Source organism: Nocardia sp. CA-145437 (assembly GCF_050956485.1).
Taxonomy (GTDB): domain Bacteria; phylum Actinomycetota; class Actinomycetes; order Mycobacteriales; family Mycobacteriaceae; genus Nocardia.
In genome coordinates this window covers 1,509,650-1,528,867 of the sequence record NZ_CP191204.1, presented here as the reverse complement: position 1 = coordinate 1,528,867, position 19,218 = coordinate 1,509,650, and the positions used below count along the sequence as shown (strand labels likewise).

At 70.1% G+C, this 19,218-nt stretch carries 13 protein-coding genes and 1 pseudogene; 11 read left to right on the top strand and 3 right to left on the bottom strand.

From position 1 onward, the window contains the following. Positions 1-100 precede the first annotated feature (100 nt). On the top strand, positions 101-6,445 hold the full coding sequence (locus tag ACQPYY_RS06725) for a type I polyketide synthase (protein ID WP_433593101.1): 6,345 nt from the start codon (positions 101-103) through the stop codon (positions 6,443-6,445). Then, positions 6,442-7,842 (top strand): aminotransferase class I/II-fold pyridoxal phosphate-dependent enzyme, encoded by a 1,401-nt coding sequence (locus ACQPYY_RS06720; RefSeq protein WP_433593100.1) that lies wholly within the window; start codon positions 6,442-6,444, stop codon positions 7,840-7,842. Before ACQPYY_RS06725 ends, ACQPYY_RS06720 begins: the two co-directional genes overlap by 4 nt. Here ACQPYY_RS06720 and ACQPYY_RS06715 read toward each other — a convergent pair. Then, positions 7,815-9,077: an MFS transporter gene (locus ACQPYY_RS06715; RefSeq protein ID WP_433593099.1), complete on the bottom strand. Its 1,263-nt coding sequence runs from the start codon at positions 9,075-9,077 to the stop codon at positions 7,815-7,817. The two genes, ACQPYY_RS06720 and ACQPYY_RS06715, sit on opposite strands and share 28 nt — an antisense overlap. 94 nt (positions 9,078-9,171) lie before the next feature. On the opposite strand from ACQPYY_RS06715, the gene ACQPYY_RS06710 reads away from it, so the two are divergent. Beyond that, positions 9,172-10,050: a LysR family transcriptional regulator gene (locus tag ACQPYY_RS06710; RefSeq protein WP_433593098.1), complete on the top strand. Its 879-nt coding sequence runs from the start codon at positions 9,172-9,174 to the stop codon at positions 10,048-10,050. Between the two features lie 18 nt (positions 10,051-10,068). On the opposite strand, the gene ACQPYY_RS06705 is transcribed toward ACQPYY_RS06710, so the two are convergent. Beyond that, the gene (locus ACQPYY_RS06705; protein ID WP_433593097.1) at positions 10,069-12,357 is read right to left on the bottom strand and encodes a molybdopterin guanine dinucleotide-containing S/N-oxide reductase; all 2,289 of its coding nucleotides are present in this window, start codon (positions 12,355-12,357) and stop codon (positions 10,069-10,071) included. Positions 12,358-12,465: 108 nt separating this feature from the next. Between ACQPYY_RS06705 and ACQPYY_RS06700 the strand changes: the two genes are divergently transcribed. The 7 genes and pseudogenes from ACQPYY_RS06700 to ACQPYY_RS06670 all read left to right on the top strand — a co-directional run bounded on the left by ACQPYY_RS06700 (position 12,466) and on the right by ACQPYY_RS06670 (position 16,717). Continuing rightward, the gene (locus tag ACQPYY_RS06700) at positions 12,466-13,113 is read left to right on the top strand and encodes a TetR/AcrR family transcriptional regulator (protein ID WP_433593096.1); all 648 of its coding nucleotides are present in this window, start codon (positions 12,466-12,468) and stop codon (positions 13,111-13,113) included. 2 nt (positions 13,114-13,115) lie between these two features. Next, positions 13,116-13,976: a 3-hydroxyacyl-CoA dehydrogenase gene (locus ACQPYY_RS06695; protein ID WP_433594586.1), complete on the top strand. Its 861-nt coding sequence runs from the start codon at positions 13,116-13,118 to the stop codon at positions 13,974-13,976. 36 nt (positions 13,977-14,012) lie between these two features. Then, positions 14,013-14,075, top strand: a pseudogene (locus tag ACQPYY_RS06690) (hypothetical protein); the annotation flags it as partial. A gap of 19 nt (positions 14,076-14,094) precedes the next feature. Beyond that, positions 14,095-14,241, top strand: coding sequence for a hypothetical protein (locus ACQPYY_RS06685; protein ID WP_433593095.1), 147 nt, complete (start codon positions 14,095-14,097; stop codon positions 14,239-14,241). A 201-nt stretch (positions 14,242-14,442) separates the two neighbouring features. After that, positions 14,443-14,898 carry a nuclear transport factor 2 family protein gene (locus tag ACQPYY_RS06680; protein ID WP_379100575.1) on the top strand — a complete coding sequence of 152 codons (456 nt, stop codon included), beginning with the start codon at positions 14,443-14,445 and terminating at the stop codon, positions 14,896-14,898. A gap of 76 nt (positions 14,899-14,974) precedes the next feature. Continuing rightward, positions 14,975-15,769 (top strand): SGNH/GDSL hydrolase family protein, encoded by a 795-nt coding sequence (locus tag ACQPYY_RS06675; protein WP_433593094.1) that lies wholly within the window; start codon positions 14,975-14,977, stop codon positions 15,767-15,769. Between the two features lie 126 nt (positions 15,770-15,895). Beyond that, on the top strand, positions 15,896-16,717 hold the full coding sequence (locus tag ACQPYY_RS06670; protein WP_433593093.1) for a PLP-dependent cysteine synthase family protein: 822 nt from the start codon (positions 15,896-15,898) through the stop codon (positions 16,715-16,717). Here the strand turns inward: ACQPYY_RS06670 and ACQPYY_RS06665 are convergent. Next, positions 16,699-17,274 (bottom strand): TerD family protein, encoded by a 576-nt coding sequence (locus ACQPYY_RS06665; protein WP_433594585.1) that lies wholly within the window; start codon positions 17,272-17,274, stop codon positions 16,699-16,701. The genes ACQPYY_RS06670 and ACQPYY_RS06665 overlap by 19 nt on opposite strands. 443 nt (positions 17,275-17,717) lie before the next feature. On the opposite strand from ACQPYY_RS06665, the gene ACQPYY_RS06660 reads away from it, so the two are divergent. Next, positions 17,718-19,034 (top strand): lipase family protein, encoded by a 1,317-nt coding sequence (locus ACQPYY_RS06660; protein ID WP_433594584.1) that lies wholly within the window; start codon positions 17,718-17,720, stop codon positions 19,032-19,034. The last annotated feature ends 184 nt before the right edge of the window (positions 19,035-19,218 follow it).

The window sequence follows — 19,218 nt, the reverse complement described above, 5'->3', positions numbered from 1 at the left end:
CATGACTCGGAGGGGAGCCCGATCGCGGAACACGATCGGGCCGCCGCCGCGCGCCCTCGGGGGGGATCACCAGGTTCGTTCTGTTTTCCGAGGAGATGCAGTGTCTGACCTTGCCATTGTCGGAATCGGGTGCCGCTATGCCGGCGGCATCGATTCCCCGGAGTCGTTCTGGGACTTCATCATCAACAAGGGCGACGGGGTCGTGGAGATCCCGTCCGACCGGTGGGACTACCGCCGGTATTACGACCCGGACAAACGCACGCCGGGACGTATGTACACCAAACGGGCCGCCTTCATGACCGGCGACCCGTGGGCCTTCGACCCCGACTTCTTCGGCATCTCGCCGCGCGAGGCCGCCGCCATGGACCCGCAGCAGCGGCTCGTCCTCGAGGTGGCCTGGGAGGCGCTCGACGACGCGGGCATCGCCGGACAGGCCGCGGGCGCGCCGATCGGCGTCTACGTCGGGGCCTTCACGCTGGACCAGATGGCGGTGTCCAACACCAACGCGGCGCTGCCGTGGGTGGACATGCACACCGCGGCGGGCGCGTCGTACACCATGCTGTCCAACCGGATCGCGTACGCGCTCAATATGATCGGCCCCGCGCTCACCGTCGACACCGCCTGCTCGTCGTCGCTGGTGGCCTTCCACCTGGCCTGCCAGGCGCTGGCCAACGGCGACTGCGAGGTGGCGCTGGCGGGCGGCGTCACCATGCTGCTGCAGCCGGAGGTGTTCGTCTCCATGTGCAAGGGCGGCTTCCTGGCCGCCGACGGCCGCAGCAAGCCCTTCGACGCCGCCGCCGACGGCTACGGCCGCGGTGAGGGCTCGGGCATGGTGGTGCTCAAGCGGCTCGAGGACGCCGAGCGCGCCGGAGACCGGATCTACGCGGTGGTCAAGGCCACCGGATCCAATCAGGACGGGCGCACCACCGCCATCACCGTCCCCAACGCGGATCTGCAGGAGGCCCTGGCCAAGTCGGTCACCGAACGGGCGGGCATCGCGCCGCACGAGGTCACCTACGTGGAGGCGCACGGCACCGGCACCCCGGTCGGCGACCCGTTGGAACTGCGGGCCATCGGACGCGCCTACGGGCAGGTCGAGGGCCGGACCACGCCGCTGGGCGTGGGCTCGGTCAAGGGGCAGCTCGGGCACACCGAGGCCGCCTCGGGCATCGCGAGCGTCATCAAGTCGGCGCTGGCCATCACCCACCGCACCATCGCGCCGCAGGGCTGGCTGAACGAGCCGAACCCGGAGATCCCGTTCGACGAGCTGGGTCTGGCTCTGCAGGTGGAGGCGCAGCCGGTCGATCCGGAGACCCGAATGACGGTCGCGGTCAACGGATTCGGCTACGGCGGCACCAACGCGCACGTCATCCTCCAGGAGTACGTCGCGGCGGACACGCCGGAGCGGGAGCCCAGACACCATGGCGTGCTGCCGATTTCGGCGCGCACCGACACCGCCGCGCGCGAACTGGCTCGCGGCTACGCCGAGCTCATCGCCGCCGGAGCCGAACCCGCCCGGCTGGCCGAGGCGGCGTGGACCCGGCGGCACCATCACGGCGTGCGCGCGGGCCTCACCTTCGGTGACGACGCCGAGCTGGTGCGGGCGCTGATCGACTTCGCGGGCGGCGAGGGCCGCACCGCCAAGGTGATCGCCCGCAAGGCGCCCGAACCGGTGTTCGTGTTCACCGGCATGGGTCCGCAGTGGTGGGCCATGGGCCGTCAACTGCTCACCACCGGTGGCGTTTTCGCCGCCGAGGCCGAGCGGGTCGACGCAGTGTTCCGGGAGATCTCGGGCTGGTCGATCGTCGAGGAGCTGCTGCGGCCCGAGGAGCAGTCGCGGGTCACCTCGACCGCGGTCGCCCAGCCCGCCAACTTCCTGATCCAGGTCGCCCTGGTCGCCCTGCTCGAGGAGCTGGGCATCCGGCCCGCCGCGGTGGTCGGCCACAGTGTCGGCGAGGTGTCGGCGGCCTACGTCACCGGGATGCTGTCGCTGCGGGACGCGCTGCTGGTCAGCTTCCATCGCGCCCGGCTACAGGCCACCACGGCCGGTTCGGGCGGCATGCTCGCGGTCGGTCTGCCCCCCGCCGCCGCGCTGGAGCTGATCGACGGCGACGAGCTGGTCAGCATCGCCGCGATCAACAGCCCGAGCGCGGTCACCCTCGCGGGCAACGAGCAGCGGCTCGACGAGATCGCCGAATCCCTCACCGAACAAGGCGTTTTCGCGCGCCGGCTCCAGGTCGAGGTGCCGTATCACAGCTACCTGATGGACCCCATCCTCGACGAGCTGACCGCCGCCCTGGCCGGGCTGAGCCTCGCCGAGCCGCGTATCCCGCTGTGGTCCACCGTGACCGGCGCCCGGGTGACCGCGGGCGACTGGGACGCGGCCTACTGGTGCGCCAATGTGCGGCAGCCCGTCCGCTTCGCCGACGCCATCACCGAACTGGTGGGCGCGGGCAGCCGGGTGTTCCTGGAGGTCGGACCGCACCCGGTGCTGGGCGCCAACATTCGCGAGATCCTGATCGGCGCGAACGAAACCGGCACCACCGTCGCCACCCTCAACCGCAAGCAGGACGACGCCGAGAGCGTCCGGCAGACCCTGGCCGGGCTGTACGCGGCGGGCGTGCTCGACATCGACGCCCTCTTCGGCGATCTGGTCACCCGGCATGTGGACCTGCCGCGCTACCCGTGGCAGCGCACCCGGCTGCGCGTCGAACTGAGCGGGATGCAGCGGCTCAAGTACGGCACGCCCGGCATGTACCGCATGCTCGGCGACCCCGTACCGGAGCACCCGAACACCGCGTGGCGCGTCCAGCTCAGCGTCGGCGACATGCCGTGGCTGGCCGACCATGTGGTGGGCGGCTCCCGCATCCTGCCGGGCGCGGCGTATCTGGACGCGGCCCTGAGCGCGGCGGCGCTGCGCACCGAGTCCACCCGGGTCGCCGTCGAGGACGTCCGGTTCCTCGCGCCGCTGGTGGTGGACGAGGGCATGGCCCCGGTGGTGGAACTACAGGTGGAGGAATCCACGCGGCGCTTCAGCATTCGCTCCCGCGACGCGGCGGGCGACGCCTGGACGGTCAACGCCACCGGCCGCCTGGTCGAGGGCGTCTACGAGCCGTCCAAGGCCGAGCTGCCGGTGCTCGAGGAGATGGCCGCCATCGACCCCGACGCCTACTACACCGCCTTCGCCGCCCGCGGCCTCGACTACGGCCCGGACTTCCGCCGCGCCACCGCGCTGCGGGTGAGCGGCAATACCGTGGTCGCCACCCTGGACGGAACCATCGCCCGCGACAGCGGGCACCTCGCCCACCCGGCGGTCGTCGACGCGGCCGTGCAGTGCTTCGGAGCGGTCCTCGCCGCCGCGCCGAACGCCGGACGGGGAGCGCTGGTTCCGGTCGCCGTCGCAGGCGTGCGGGTGTTCGCGCCCATCCCGGAGCGGGTGACCGTGGTGGCCCGCCTCAACAGCGCCGGCGGCGAACGGACCGCCGACGAGCTCACCTGCGACTACGACCTGCTCGACGATGAGGAGAACATCGTCATGCGGATCCTGGGCCTGCGGCTGGGCGACATCAACCCCGATCGTGGTGCGCTGCAACGGCTCACGGACTACTTCTACGAGGACCGCTGGGACATGCGGGAACCGGTGGACACCACCGCCCTGCCCACCCCCGACACCGCGTACACGCTGGCCGTCGACTTCGCCGCCGAGGCGGGAGCGCGGGCCACATCCATCGCGGGCGCCACGGCCCACGGCGAGGTGCTCGCCGTGGGTGATCCGGGCCGCGCGGACCTGGAATCCGTCGTGCGCGAGCGGCTCCAGCGGATCGTGGCGCTGAACGGCGTCGAACGCACGCACATCGTGCTGGTCGCGGGCCACGAGTACGCCGACCTCGACGCGCTGTGGACACTGCGCCGCATCGCGGTCACCGTCGAGGGCTTCCTCGAGGACTGGCTCGAGCAGCGCGGCGAGGAAATCCCCATGACCGGTGACGGTTCCGTACACGTCTCCCTGGTCACCGAGCGGGCCTTCGCGCACCCCGACGAGGACGCGGTCCCCGATCCGGCGCACGCCGCGCTGGCCGGCGCCCGCCGGGTGCTGCTCAACGAGCAGCCGCGGCTGCGCTGGCGGCTCATCGACGTGGATCCGGAGGTGACCGAGGCCGACCTGGCGGCGGAGCTGGCAGTGCCGGGCGCGTTCACCTACGACCACTCCGATGAAGTGGTGCTGCGCAACGGGTTGCGCTGGGTGACGGTGGTCGCGGCCACCCTGCCCGAGCGCATCGAGGGCCTGGACCGGGCTGAGCCGCTCACCGATCCGGAGGCGAACTTCCGGCTGGAGCTGCCCAAGTCGCGGGTGCTGTCGCGGCTGGCGTGGCGGCGCTGCGAACGCCGCGCGCCCGGGGCGGGCGAGGTCGAGGTGCGCATCCTGGCGGTCGGTCTCGGCTACAAGGACCCGCTCAAGGTCATCGGGGTGCTCGGTGAGCGCGAGATGGCGGGCACCTTCTACGGCACCGAGCCCGGGATGGAGGCCGACGCCGTCGTCGTCCGGACCGGTGCGGGCGTCGACGATCTCGCGGTCGGCGACCGGGTGTTCGTGACGTCCAAGGGCATGATCTCCCGCTTCCACACCACCGAGGCCGACCTGGTCACCCGGGTCCCGGCCGACACCGAGCCCGGCGCGTGCACCAGCACCGTCGCGTTCGCCACCGCCGAGCACTCGCTGCTCGAACTGGCGCGGGTGCGCAAGGGCGAGGTGGTGCTGGTGCACGGCGCGGCGGGTGGTGTCGGGTCGGCCGCGGTGCAGGTCGCGAAGCTGTACGGGGCCACGGTGATCGGCACCGCCAGCAGTGACGAGCGCCGGGCCTACGTGCTCGAACAGGGCGCCGACCACGCACTGGACTCGCGGTCGCTGAACTTCGCCGACGACGTCCTGGGCCTCACCTCGGGCCGCGGCGCGGACGTGGTGATCAGCACCGCGCCCGGGGAGATCCTGCGGCAGAACTTCAAGGCGGTGGCCGAGTTCGGGCGCATCGTGGAGATCGGCAAGGCCGACATCTACGGCGGCGGCGTGCTCGACCTGGCGTACTTCGACAAGAACCTCTCCTACCACTCCTTCGACCTGGACCGCATGCTGGCGATCAAGCGGTCGGCCACCAGCGATCTGGTGCGCGGCGTACAGGAGAAGCTGGCGGCGGGCCACTACCGGTACCTGCCGTTCGAGGTGTACGACACCGCCGACGTGGCCCGGGCCTTCGAGGACGTGGCCCGTTCGGCACAGCTCGGCCGGATCGCGGTGAGCCTGGAATCCGAAGCGCCGCAGGTGCGTCCGCTGATCGCGGCGGTCACCGTGGATCCGGCGGCCCGGTACCTGATCACCGGCGGGTTCGGCGCGTTCGGCCTCGCCGTCGGGCGCTGGCTGGCCGGGCTGGGCGCACGCCACCTGACCCTGCTGGGCCGGGGCGGCCCGACCACCGACGCCGCCCGCGCCCAGCTGGCGCGCTGGCGGGCGCAGGGCGTCGAGGTCACCGAGGAACTGGTGGACGTCACCGACATCGACGCCATGGAAGCCGTGGTGGCGCGGGCCCATTCCGCCGAGCACCCGTTGCGCGGCGTCTTCCACACCGCGGGCACGCTCGACGACAAGCGGGTCGCCGACATGGACCGGGACAGCCTGGCCAAGGTGTACCGGCCCAAGGCGGAGGGCGTGATCGCGCTGCGGCACGGGCTGGCCGCCGCCGGAGCCGAGCTCGACATGTTCGTGTTGTTCTCCTCCGGCAGCACCATCTTCGGCAGCATCGGCCAATACGCCTACACCGCGGCCAATCTCGCGCTCGATGCCACGGCCGACCTGGTGGTCCGCGACGGCGGCACGGCGCTGGCGGTCGGCTGGGGGCACATGTCCGGCGGCGGCATGGCCGACGACGACTACGTGTCCCGCTACCTGCGCACCGCCGGATTCGACCCGATCGACATGGACGAGGGCGTCGAATACCTGGAGAAGGCCCTGGAACTGGGCATCCATCACCAGGCGTCGATCATCCCGATCAACTGGTCGACGGTGGCCTCCACGGTGTCCTGGTACGCCATGACCGGCCGCACCGCCGAGCTGATCGCCGCCGCGGCGCAGGACAATTCGGCGGCCTCGCAGCTGGTGTCGGCGCTGCGCGAACTCGACGAGCAGAAGCGGGCCGACGTGGTGGCGCACATGCTGGCCGAGCAACTGGCCGTGGTGATGGGCGTCGACGCCGATTCCATCGACCTCACGATCCCGGTGCCCGAACTGGGCCTGGACTCGCTGATGGCGGTGGAATTCGGTGCGCTGGTGGGCAAGACGCTGGGCGTGGACCTGCTGTCGATGAAGGTCGGGCGGTCGTTCACCCTCCAGCTCGCGGGGGCGCGCGCCGCCGAGATGCTGGTCGGCGCGAACGCCGGGGCGGTGTCGGCATGAGCGATTCCGCACGGGACCTGGCACGGAAGCTGCTGGCGGGCAACGCGACCAAGGAGTCGGGAGTACCCGGCCCGGCCACCACGGTCCGGCACACCGCGCCCGCCACGCCGGCTCCCCTCTCTGGGCGGACCGGTCCGGCCCGCGCCCCACGCGGGCCGGGTCGCCAGTTCGCCGACCATCCGGAGGTCGCGGCGGCCGTCGCCAAACGGGCGGCCATCGCGGCCATCAGCGAGCAGTCGGGCATGCCGAATCCGCTGTTCCTGCCGCGGAACAGCCCGAACGACACCGTCATCCGGGCCATGGACACCGACCTGGTGAACTTCAGCGCCTACAACTACCTGGGACTGTCCAGCCACCCGCGGGTGGTGCGGGCGGCCCAGCAGGCCCTCGACCGGTACGGCGCGTCTGCCTCGGCCAGCCGGATCGTGTCCGGCGAGATCCCGCTCTACGGCGAACTGGAGCAGCGGCTCGCCGGAATGTACGACGTGGGCGACGCCATGGTGACCACCAGCGGCTACCTCACCAACGCGGGCGTCATCGGCTTCCTGCTGCGCGAGGGCGATGTCGCGTTCTGCGACAGCCTGATCCACGGCAGCGTGGTCTCGGGCACGCAGTGGGCGGGCTGCCGCCGGATCAACTTCCGGCACAACGATCCCGACTCGCTGCGGTCGGTGCTGAAGATGTCGCGGTCCGGGTTCGATCGGGCGCTGGTGGTGCTGGAAGGCCACTACTCGATGGACGGCACCGTCGGCCGGGTGGCCGAACTGGCCGCCGTGGCCCGCGAATTCGACTGCGCCGTCATGGTGGACGAGGCCCACTCGCTCGGCGTGTTCGGCGCGGCCGGGCACGGCATCCGCGAGCACTACGGCATGGCCGGGGCCGAGGTCGACATCTGGATGGGCACGCTGTCCAAGTCGCTGGGCAGCGTCGGCGGGTTCATCGCCGCCGACGCCGATCTGATCGCGGCGATGAAATCCAGTGCGCCGGGCGTGGCCATGCTGACCGGTGCGCCCGCGCCGTCCGCCATCGCGGCGGCGCTGGCCGGGCTGGATGTGCTCGCGGCCGAACCGGATCGGGTGGCCCGGCTGTGGCACAACGCCCGGCTGTTCGACACCGCGCTGCGGGAGCGGGGGCTGGATCTCGGTGAGTCCCAGGGCACGCCGATCGTGCCGGTGATCGTGCCGGGCGAGATGCGGGCCGGGTTCGTGTCCGCGCACCTGCTGCGCCAGGGCGTGTACGCCGGGGCCATCTCGGCCCCGGCGGTGCCGGTGGGCAAGGAGCGGCTGCGCTTCTTCATCACCTCCGAGCACACCGAGCGGCAGTTGCTGTCGACGGCGGACCTGCTGGCCGAGGCGATCGCGCTGGCGGGTCAGCTGCCGGAGGCCATGGCGGTCTGAGTCCGGCGGTGCTGTGGGCGGAGTGCGAACACCGCCCACAGCACCAGACCGGCCACCGTGGCGGCCACGCCGATCTCGCACACCCGGGCCCAGCCGCCCGCCTCGAACGCGGCCCCGGCGGTCACCGATCCGGTCACGCCGCCGAGGAAATAGGTGACCATGTAGGCGGTGGTCAGGCGGCTGCGCGCGGCCGGATCCAAGGTGTAGATGGCCGACTGGTTGGTCAGATGCGCACCCTGGATACCGAAGTCGAAGACCACCAGCGCGGCGATCAACGCCACCACGTTGTGCCCGCCCCACACCACCAGCACCCAACTGGCCAGCAGCACCAGCCAGGTCAGCGTGGTGACGCGGCGCAAATGCCCGCGGTCGGCCAGCCGGCCCACCACGGGCGCGCCCAACGCCCCGACCACACCCGCCAGACCGAACAGACCGATCACGAATTCGCCGTAGTGGTACGAACTTCCGCCCGAGCCGGACAGCTGGAACGCCAGCGCGGTCCACACCAGCGAGAAGCTCCCCATCAGGATGAAGCCGAGCAGCATGCGCTGCCGCAACACCGCGTGGCGGCGGATCAGACCCAGGATCGACACCAGCACCCGCGGATAGCTCTCGCCGGTCGCCGCGCGCGGGGTGGCGGGCGCGAGCAGGTACACGCTGATCGCCATCACCACCTGCAGTCCGGCCGCCACCAGCAGCACCGCGCGCCAGCCGCCCAGCTGCGCGACCGCCCCGGACAGCACCCGCGACAACAGGATTCCCAGCAGCAGGCCGCTCATCACCGTGCCGACCACCTGCCCGCGCCGCGCCGGATCGGCCAGCGCCGAGGCCCACGGCACCACCACCTGCGCCGCCGAGGCCGCCACGCCGGTGGCCACCACTCCCGCGACGAGCACCGCGTAGTTCGGCGCGAACGCCGACACCAGCAGGGCCGCGACCGAGGCCAGCAGCAGCACCGGCACCATGCGGTGGCGGCGCAGGAAGTCACCGAGCGGGACCAGGAACGCCAGGCCGCACAGATAGCCGATCTGGGCCGCGCTCACCAGCAGCGCCGCACTCGCGGTGGACACCCGCAGGTCGCCGGCGACCTGGTGCAGCAGCGGTTGCAGGTAGTAGTTGCCCGCGGCCGAGGAGCCCGCGGTCACCGCGAACACCAGCACCGTCGTCCGGGTCAGCGTCGGGGACGTCTCGGGCGCGATCGGTGCGGGCGCTGCGGCGCGGAGCGTGGAAACCATCACCGCTTCATGGTGGGCGGGGATTTCAATCTACAAAAGCGATGGTTTTCGATACTGCTATCTATCGAATAGATGGCAGGACTAGGCTCGGCCCATGGAGCTGCGTCAGATCGAATGTTTCCTGGCCTGCTGCGACCACCGGTCCTTCACCGCCGCGGCCCGCCACCTCAACCTGGTGCAGTCGGCGGTCTCCACCAGCGTCGCCAAACTCGAGCGCGAACTCGGGGTGCGCCTGTTCGACCGCACCCCGCGCACCCTCGAACCGACCGTCGCGGGCCGGGCCATGGTCGCGCCCGCCCGCACCCTGCTGCGCGCCCGCGGCGACATCGTGGACGCCATCGACGCCGCCCGCGGGGAGATCCGCGGCGAGGTGGTCGTCGGCAATCTGATGAACATCCACAATATCGACCTGGCGGGCATCATCGCCGCACTGCACCGGCAGTATCCGGAGGTGACCCTGCGGATGCGCCAGAGCATCTCCGGAATGGCCGGCAATGTGGCCGGGCTGCTGGACAATTCGCTCGAACTGGCGCTGCTCGCGGGCATGAGCGACGAATTCCCCGGCCTCACCACCCATCTCATCGCCGAGGAGACGCTGGTGCTGTGCACCGCTCCCGGGCATCCGCTGGCGGGCCGCCCGTTCCACGCCGCCGATCTGCACGGGGTGCGGTTCATCGACTTCCCGCCGGGCTGGGGCATCCGCACCATCGCCGACGAGCTGTTCCCGGGCCGCTACCCGGTCATCGAGGTGGCCGATCAAGCGTTCGCACTGGAGTTGGCGGCCAAGGATTTCGGGGTCGCGCTCATCCCGCTGTCGGTCGCGCGGCTCTCCCCCGGCGTCCCGTTCGCCGACTACCGGCCGTCTCCGCTGCCGTGGCGTCTGTGCGTCGGTCACGCGGCCGCGCGGACCCCGTCGAACGCTGCGCGCACGGTCATCGAGGCGCTCGTCGCGCACGGCGGCGCGGGGAGATGACCTGCGGCCGCGCGGCCTTCAGAGGTTGCCGATGGCGGGCGGGCCGGTGACGGTCAGGGGTGGGAGCGGGTCGGCGTAGCGCTCGATCTCCACCAGGGACAGCTGGCCCGTGCACCCTTGGCTCAGACGGGACGTGCCGCGATCCCGGGTGACCGCGTTGGGGTTTCCGTGGCGGCAGAAGGTCGCGTCGGCCGGGTCGGGGTCGTACCAGGCGCCGGTGGACAGCTGCGCGACGCCCGGGCGCACCGAATCGCTGATCTCCAGCCCGGCCAGGCAGCTGCCGCGGTCGTTGAATATCCGGACGATGTCACCCGCGGCGAGACCGCGCGCGGCCGCGTCGTCCGGGTGCAGCCGGACCGGTTCGCGGCCCTGGATCTTCGAGGACTGGCTGTGCGCGCCGATATCGAGCTGACTGTGCAATTTGGTGCGAGGCTGGTTGGCCACCAATTGAATCGGGAACCGGGCGGCCAGCGGGCCGCCCAGCCATTCGTCCGGTTCGAGCCACACCGGGTGGCCGGGGCATTCGTCGTAGCCGAAGCCCGCGATGGTCTCGGAGAAGATCTCGATCCGCCCGCTGGGGGTGTGCAGCGGGTGAGCGTCCGGGTCGGCGCGGAAGTCGGCGAAGGCGATGTGCTCCTCGGCTTCGAGCGGCAGGTCCAGGGATTCCCCGGACCAGAAGGTGTCGTAGTCGGGCACCTCGTGGCCGCGGGCGCTCAATCGGTCGCGCCACTCGTCGTAGAGGTGGCGCAGCCATTCCCGATCCGTGCGCCCCTCGGTGAATTCCTTACCGACGCCGAGCCTTTCGGCCAGTTCACCGAACATCCAGTAGTCGTCGCGGGCCTGCGCGTGCGGCCGGGTCAGGGCGGGCATCGGGAACAGGTAGCGGTCGCCCTCGCCCGAGCCGTAATCGTCGCGTTCGATGGTCATGGTCGAGGGCAGCACGATGTCGGCGTGCCGGGCTGTGGCCGACCAGAACGGATCGTGCACCACCACGGTGTCCGGCCGGCCGAAGGCGGTGCGCAGCCGGGCCAGGTCCTGGTGGTGGTGGAAGGGGTTGCCACCGGCCCAATAGACCAGGCGGATGGCGGGATACGTGCGATGCTCGCCGTTGTACTCGTACGGCTCGCCCGGGTTCAGCAGCATGTCCGCGATGCGCGCGACGGGGATGAAGTCGGGAACCGCGTTGCGCCCCTGCGGCAGTTTCGGCGGGGACGTGACCCGCACGGCCAGACCGACATTCCCGGCCGAACCGTAGCCGTGGCCGAATCCGCCTCCGGGCAGACCGATCTGGCCGAGCATGGCGGCCAGCACCACGCCCAGCCACAGCGGCTGCTCCCCGTAGCGGGCCCGCTGCAGCGACCAGCTCACCGTGACCAGGGTGCGGGTGGCCGCCATCGCGCGGGCGAGGTCGCGAATCCGGTCCGCGGGAACGCCGGTGATGGGCTCGGCCCAGTCCGGGTCCTTGGCGATGCCGTCCTCCGCGCCGCGCACATAGTCCCGGAAGCGGTCATAGCCGACGGTGTAGCGGTCCAGGAAAGCGTTGTCCGCCAACCCTTCCGCGTCCAGTACATGGGCCAGCGCGAGCATCAGCGCGGCATCGCTGCCCGGCCGGGACGCGATCCATTCGGCGTGGGCCTCGGCCGGGCTGTCGTCGCGCAGCGGGCCGATGGTGACGAAGCGGCAGCCGTTGGCGTGCGCGGTCTCGATCCAGCCGCGGCCGTTGTGCTTGGAGACCCCGCCGGGCGAGACCACCACGTTCTTCGGGGACAGACCGCCGAAGGAGACGATCAGCTTCGAGTGCTCGGCCAGCACCGACTTGGTGGTGGCCCGGGACATGATGGTGCCCATATCGGCGAGGATGTGCGGCAGCAACACCGTCGACGCGCCCAGGCTGTAGCTGTTGCGGTGCGAGACGTAGCCGCCGAGGCAGTTGAGAAATCGGTGAATCTGGCTCTGCGCGTGATGGAATCGGCCCGCGCTGGCCCAGCCGTAGGAGCCGCCGTAGACCGCGCCGGCACCGAATTCCCGGTACACCCTGGACAATTCACCGGCCAGCAGATCCAGCGCGGTGTCCCACGAGACCGGCACGAACTCCTCCGTGCCGCGCGGTCCGGGCCCGGGGCCGTGTTCCAGCCAGCCGCGCCGCACATAGGGCTGGTCGATGCGGGCCGGATGATGCTGGGCCGAGGCGACATTCTCGATGAGCGGAGTGGGTTCGGGGTCCGCGCGCCACGGGCGGACCGCGGTCAGCCGTTCGCCGTCACTGTCCGCTTCGAGAACGCCCCAGTGGGTGAGGTGCGTGGCCATGCCCACAACATACGCCCGGCCGGTCGGGGCAGGTTTGCGGATTCAGTAGCTAGGAGTACGCTCATTTTTGAGTCCACTCAGTTACGCAGGCAGGGTTGGAGGTGTCCGATGGCCACAACGGCAATATCGGCGCACGTCGGACGACGGCAACGCAAGATGCACGACAAACAGTCCAGAATCTTCGAGGCGGCCGCGACCCTGTTTGCCGAGCAGGGCTTCGACCGGGTCACCACCCAGCAGATCTCCGATCGCGCCGATATCGCGGCGGGCACGCTGTTCCGCTACGCGGCCACCAAAGGCGAACTGTTGCTGATGGTTTACAACGAGGAGCTGCGCACGGCGCTGGAGGCCGGCGCGGATCAGGCTCGCGCGCAGGCCGATACCGTCGCGGCGGTGTACGAGATGCTGGGCCCGCTGCTGCGGACCGCCGCGCAACGGCCCGAGAACACCATCGTCTATCAGCGTGAACTGCTGTTCGGCTCACCCACCGACAAGTACCGCTCCGAGGGCCTGGCCCTGGTGGCCCGGCTGGAATCCATGATCGCCGAACGGCTCGTCGCCGACTCCGGCGCGACGGGGTCACCACAGGTCGAGGAGCAGGCGCGAGTAGCCGGTCGCAGCATCTTCGCGGTGCTGCATCTGGCGTTGGCCCGGCCGTCCACCGGCGCGCATCCCGGGCACGACGCCATGGCGGATCTGCGGGCGCAGATCGCACAGATAATCGCCGGATTCTTCACATCCACAGGGAGGCAATGACAATGGGCATCGAGATCCGCAAGGTCACCGTGCTCGGCACCGGTGTGCTGGGTTCCCAGATCGCGTTCCAGACCGCGTTCCGCGGCTTCGACGTCACCGGATACGACATCGACGACGCGGCGCTGACCGCGGCCCGCGGGCGCTTCGACAAGCTGGCCGCCACCTACCGCGAGCAGGTGCCCGGCGCGGGCGACGGCAAGGCCGAGGCGACCGCGGCGGGCATCGCGCTGAGTTCCGATCTGGGCGCGGCGGTTTCGGAGGCGGACCTGGTGATCGAGGCGGTTCCGGAGGTGCTCTCGCTCAAGCAGGAGATCTACGAGAAGCTGGGCAAGCTCGCCCCCGAGCGCACCATCTTCGCCACCAACTCCTCCACCCTGCTACCCAGCGCCATCAAGGATTTCACCGGCCGGCCCAACCGGTTCCTGGCGTTGCACTTCGCGAATCAGGTGTGGCACTTCAACACCGCCGAGATCATGGGCACCGACGACACCGATCCGGACGTCTACCGGGCGGTCGTGGACTTCGCCTCCGCCATCGGCATGGTGCCCATCGAACTGCACAAGGAGAAGGCCGGCTACGTCCTCAATTCACTGCTGGTGCCGCTGCTCAACGCGGCCATGAACCTCGCCGAGGGCGGCTACGCGGAGCCCGAGGCGGTGGACAAGACCTGGCGCATCGGCACCGGCGCTCCGGCCGGGCCGTTCCAGATCCTCGACATCATCGGGCTCACCACGCCCTACAACATCCTGATGAGCGGCGACGCCACCGGGCAGCGAATCGCGCAGTGGCTCAAGGACAACTACATCGATAAGGGCAAGCTCGGCATCGCCACCGGCGAGGGGTTCTACAAGTACACGGCCTAGGCGCACACCGTTTTCCAGACCGATCCCCAAGGGCCGCACTTCAAGCAGCAGCCCAAGGATCAGATCATGGTCTGGGTGTACGCGCTGTTCGCCGACAAGCCCGGCGACTGTGCCGGAGGTGTTCAACTCCACCTACGACATCCGCACGCTGCTGACAGCCATGACCCGGCTGCGCGACGGCGATCCGATCGACCTGCCCGGGCCGGAGCTGCTGTGGCGCGGGGTGGCAAAGCGGCTCGGCAACAACGAGACGGCGAGTTGCTGACCCAGTACGGCGTGATCGGCAAGTAGCGCGTCCGCCGCGACGGCCCGGTTCCGTGTGGGATCGGGCCGTCGTCGTCTCCACATCCGGCCTGGAGCTCGATAGTGAACTAATTGTCTATATGGACTCTGGACAGTTGCTGCGGCTTAGCGCTACCGTTCGAAGATATAGGCAATGATTTGACTACCTGGATGTGAGGGGATCATGCACAAGCACGGAGAGGCGGAGCGGTTCCGTCAGGCCGTCGAGGCCCGTGATGCCGCGGCCATCGAAGCGCTGCTCGCCGACAATGTCGTCTTCACCAGCCCGGTCGCCTTCAAGCCCTACCCGGGTAAGGCCATCACCGCGGCCATTCTGCGCGGGGTTCTGCGGGTGTTCGAGGACTTCCGGTACGTGAAGGAGATCGGTGCGCCGGACGCCGCCGATCACGCGCTGGTCTTCGAGACCACGGTCGCGGGCAAGCGCATCACCGGGTGCGACTTCCTGCACTTCGACGCGGACGGCAAGATCGATGAATTCACGGTGATGGTCCGCCCGCTCTCGGGCGCCCAGGCGCTGGCCGAGGCGATGGCCGCCCAGTTCGCGCGGATCCAGGCCGAGGCCGTCGCGCAAATCGAACGGGAGGCAGCGGCGGCCGAACACCAGGCGGCGGGTGCGTGAACGTGTTCGCGGCGGCTGCCGTGGCCGCCGATTCCCTGGGATGATCCACGGACAGTCACCGAAAGGCCGATCCGCCATGACCGATGGCACCTACACCCGTTACGTCGCACTCGGCGACAGCCAGACCGAGGGCGTCGGCGACGGCGACGACCGGACCGGCCTGCGGGGCTGGGCGGATCGGCTGGCCGAGCGACTGGCCGCCTCCAATCCGGGCCTGTCGTACGCCAATCTGGCGGTGCGCGGGAAGCTGGCCGGGCAGATCCGGGCCGACCAGCTGGATGCGGCCCTGTCGTTGCGGCCCGATCTGGCGACTGTGCTCGCGGGTATGAACGACCTGCTGCGTCCCGCCTTCGATCCGGACGCCATCGTCGCGGATGTCGAGGCGATGTTCGCCGCGCTCACCGCGACCGGCGCGGTCGTGGCCACCCTGACCTTTCCCGATGTCGCCGAGACGATTCCGCTGGCGCGGCCGCTGCGCGGGCGGGTGTCGATCCTCAACGAGCGGTTGCGGGCGGCGGCTCGGCGGCACGGGGTCCTGGTCGCCGAGACCGGGCATCACGCCGTCGTCACCGATCCGCGGCTGTGGAGTCCCGACCGGCTGCACGCCAGCCCGCTCGGGCATCAGCGCATCGCCGAGGCCATGGCCGAGGCGCTGCGGCTGCCGGGCTCCGACGACACCTGGACCCGCCCGCTCATCCCCGCGCTGCCCGAGCGGGGGCTACTGCGGTCGATGGCGGCCGAACTCGAGTGGGCGGCAACCGCGCTGGGGCCGTGGGCCATGCGGCGGTTGCGCGGGATCTCCTCCGGTGACCAGCGGGTCGCCAAGCGGCCGCAGCCGCTGCCGGTGCTCGGCGCGCCGCTCGCGCACTGAACCTTCAGCGCGCACCGAATCCTCGACGCGGGCCGAACCTGCGCCGATCCGGCCCGCGAGCCCGCCCCGCTGCCGGACAATCGAACCTGAGCCCAGTCGGGGGCCCGGGAAGGGTCGGCGCGGATCATGTTCATCGGCGACAACGTCTTGGCGGCGATCGGCAATACTCCGCTGGTGCGGTTGCACCGGGTGACGCCCGCGGGGTGCGCGGAGATCCTGGTGAAGCTCGAAGGGCAGAACCCGTCCGGCAGCATGAAGGATCGCGCCGCCCAGGCCATGATCGCGGTGGCGGAGCGGGACGGGCGGCTGCAACCGGGTGACACGGTGGTCGAATACGCGCGCGGCAGTAGCGGTTCCGCGCTCGGGCTGGTGTGCGCGGCCAAGGGGTATCGGCTGCGGCTGGTCGACTCCACGGCCGCGGCCGAGCGGGCAAGCCGGGAGCCCGGCACCTTCTGGCCCGATCACCTGAACAACACCGACGCCATCACCGGCTATCACGGTCTGGGGCAGGAGATCTGGGCGCAGACCGAGTGCCGCGTGGACGCGTTCGTTCAGGCGGTCGGCAGTGCCGCCGCACTCCGCGGCAGCGCCGCGCTGCTTCGCTATCACAAACAGCGGCGGATTCAGGTCGTGGCGGTGGAGCCCGCCGAGTCGCCCGTGCTGTCCGGCGGCCCGCCCGGCCGGCATCGGATCGAGGGCATCGGGCTGGGTTATCCACCGCCCCTGTGGGATCCGACCCTGGTCGACGAGGTGGCGCCGGTCTCCAGTCCCGACGCCGAGGCCATGGCTCACCGGCTGGCCCGCGAGGAGGGCCTGCGCGCCGGGAACTCCTCCGGCGCGAATGTGGTCGCGGCCATCCGCGTGGGGCTCCGCCTGGGTCCGCGAGCCCGCGTGGTCACGCTGCTACCGGACTCCGGCCTGAAGCAGGGTCAGACGTTGACGCCGTAATCCCGTGCGATCCCGCCCAATCCGGACGCATACCCCTGACCGATGGCCCGGAACTTCCATTCCGCGCCGTGCCGGTACAACTCCCCGAACACCATCGCCGTCTCGGTGGAGGCGTCCTCGGTTAGATCGAACCGGGCCAGTTCCGTCCCCGTGACCGCGTCCACCACCCGGATGTACGCGTTCCGGACCTGCCCGAACGCCTGCCGCCGGGCCTCGGCGTCGTAAATCGACACGGGGAAGAAGATATTCGTGATCGAGGGCGGCATGGCCGCCAAGTCCACATTGATCACCTCGTCGTCGCCCTCCCCCGCACCGGTCAGGTTGTCGCCCGTGTGCTCGATGGTCCCCTCGGGCGAACGCAGGTTGTTGTAGAACACGAAGTGCTTGTCCGACACCACGCGCTGGTTCGGCCCGCACGCCATGGCGCTGGCGTCCAAGTCGAAATCGGCCCCGGTGGTGCTGCGCACATCCCACCCCAGCCCCACCGCAACCTTCGTCAGATTCGGCGCCTGCTTCGACAGCGAGACATTCCCGCCCTTGGCCAGACTGACACTCATCGAACTACCTTCCCTCCGAAGTCGATCCCATCCCCAATCGTCCTCGCGTCGCACCCGCAGAGCCACCGATTCGGCGTCCAACTGCTCGGCGATCACGGCCACCCGCCGCTGCAACGCCAGTAATTCGATCAGATCCCGGGGCACCGCGGGCTCCCCCGGCTCCGCCGCCGCCACCTCCCGCATCGCCTCGGCATGCGCTTCCCGGATCGCGGCCCGCAATCGCGCGCCCGCCAACGGCTCCCCCATACCGAGCGTCACTCCTCGAATGTACTCGTCCGACAGTCCCTTCGAAACGCTCGCGAACAGCAACCCCGTTCGAATTGAAACCTGTTACAGTTCGAGCGCCGAAGGGGAGGTGGCCGATGTCGTCGAGACGTAAATATCGTTACCGGACAACATTTTTCACGCGATTCGCGCGAGTGGCGATAGCGATCGCAGCCTTGGTGGGGGCCACGAGCGTCATGGCGGCCCCGGCGTCGGCGGTACCCAATAGCGAGGACTCCTTCTTCACGCCGCCCGCGGATTACGCGACGCAACAACCCGGGACGATCCTCCGTGTGCGGCCGATCCAGGCCACCTATTCACAGTTGGTCCCGTGGCCGGTCCAAGCGTGGCAGTTGTTGTATCGGACCACCGCGGCGAACGGCCAGCCCTATGCCGCGGTGACGACGGTGCTGAAGACCGCGAACACGACTTGGCCGACGGCACTGCTGTCGTTCCAGAACATGACCGACGCGATCGCGCCGCAGTGCCAGCCCTCCCAGGCATTGTTCCAGGGGCATGTCCCCTGGATCGATCCGTCGAAATCCGGTCCGCTGCAATTGACCACGATGTCCGGTGAGACCGCGATGATCGCCGCCGGGCTGGCTCGCGGCTGGGCGGTCTCGGTGCCGGACTTCGGTGGCGTCGACAACCACTACTCGACGCCGAAGGAGCCCGGTTACGCCGTCCTGGACGGCATTCGGGCCGTCGAGGCGTTCGAACCGGCCGCCCTGTCGGGACCCAGCACCCCGGCGCTCCTATGGGGCTACTCCGGTGGTGGTATCGCGAGTGCTTGGGCCGCACAGGAACAGCCGCGGTACGCGCCCGAACTGAATCTGGTCGGGACGGCAGCCGGCGCACCGGTCGCCGATCCTCGTGCCGCGATGCTCGCCATGAACGGCACGCCCGTCGGCGGCGGCCTGCTCCCCATCGCGCTGATGGGAGTCATGCAGGATTCCCCCGTGTTCACCGCCGCCATGAACCGCTACCTCACCCCCGCCGGGAAACAGAAGATCGCGGACGCCGCGGACAACTGCACACCCCAGAACATGATGTCCAGCCTCGGCTTCGACGCCAACCAGTTCCTCACCGAACCCATCGAGCAGATCCTCACCGACCCCGCCATCAGCGCCGCCCTCGAGGAACGCACCCTGGGCGCCACCGCCCCCACCACCCCCCTCTACATCTACAACGCCATAGATGACGAGGGCAGCCTCATCACCAGCATGGACACCCTTGTCTCCACCTACTGCGCCGCCGGCACCCCCGTCACCTACCGTCGAGAACAACTCGCCATGCCCGCCTCCGCCCACACCGGCGAATGGTTCCTGGGCGCTCCCGCCGCCCTCGCCTGGCTCCGGCAACAAGCCGAAAACCCCGCCGCCCACCCGGGTTGCGACTCCCGAACCGTCCCCACCACCGCCGCCGACCCCGCCGCCATGGACGCCCTCATCTCAGGCATCCTCACCGGCCCCGTCCGCACCTTCCTCGGCTTCTGACGCCTCGAGGGCTGCACCGAGCGGCCGAAACGCGGGTGGTCCCCCGAAAGCCGGTCCCGCGCCGCGTTTGCGCTTGACCAATGGCGGCAGACTCATCATTTCGATGCCGGAATCCGGCGCTGCCATGTAGGTAATGGGGATTCCGCAGTAGACGTTGTGATGCGCGATATGCATTGGGCGAATT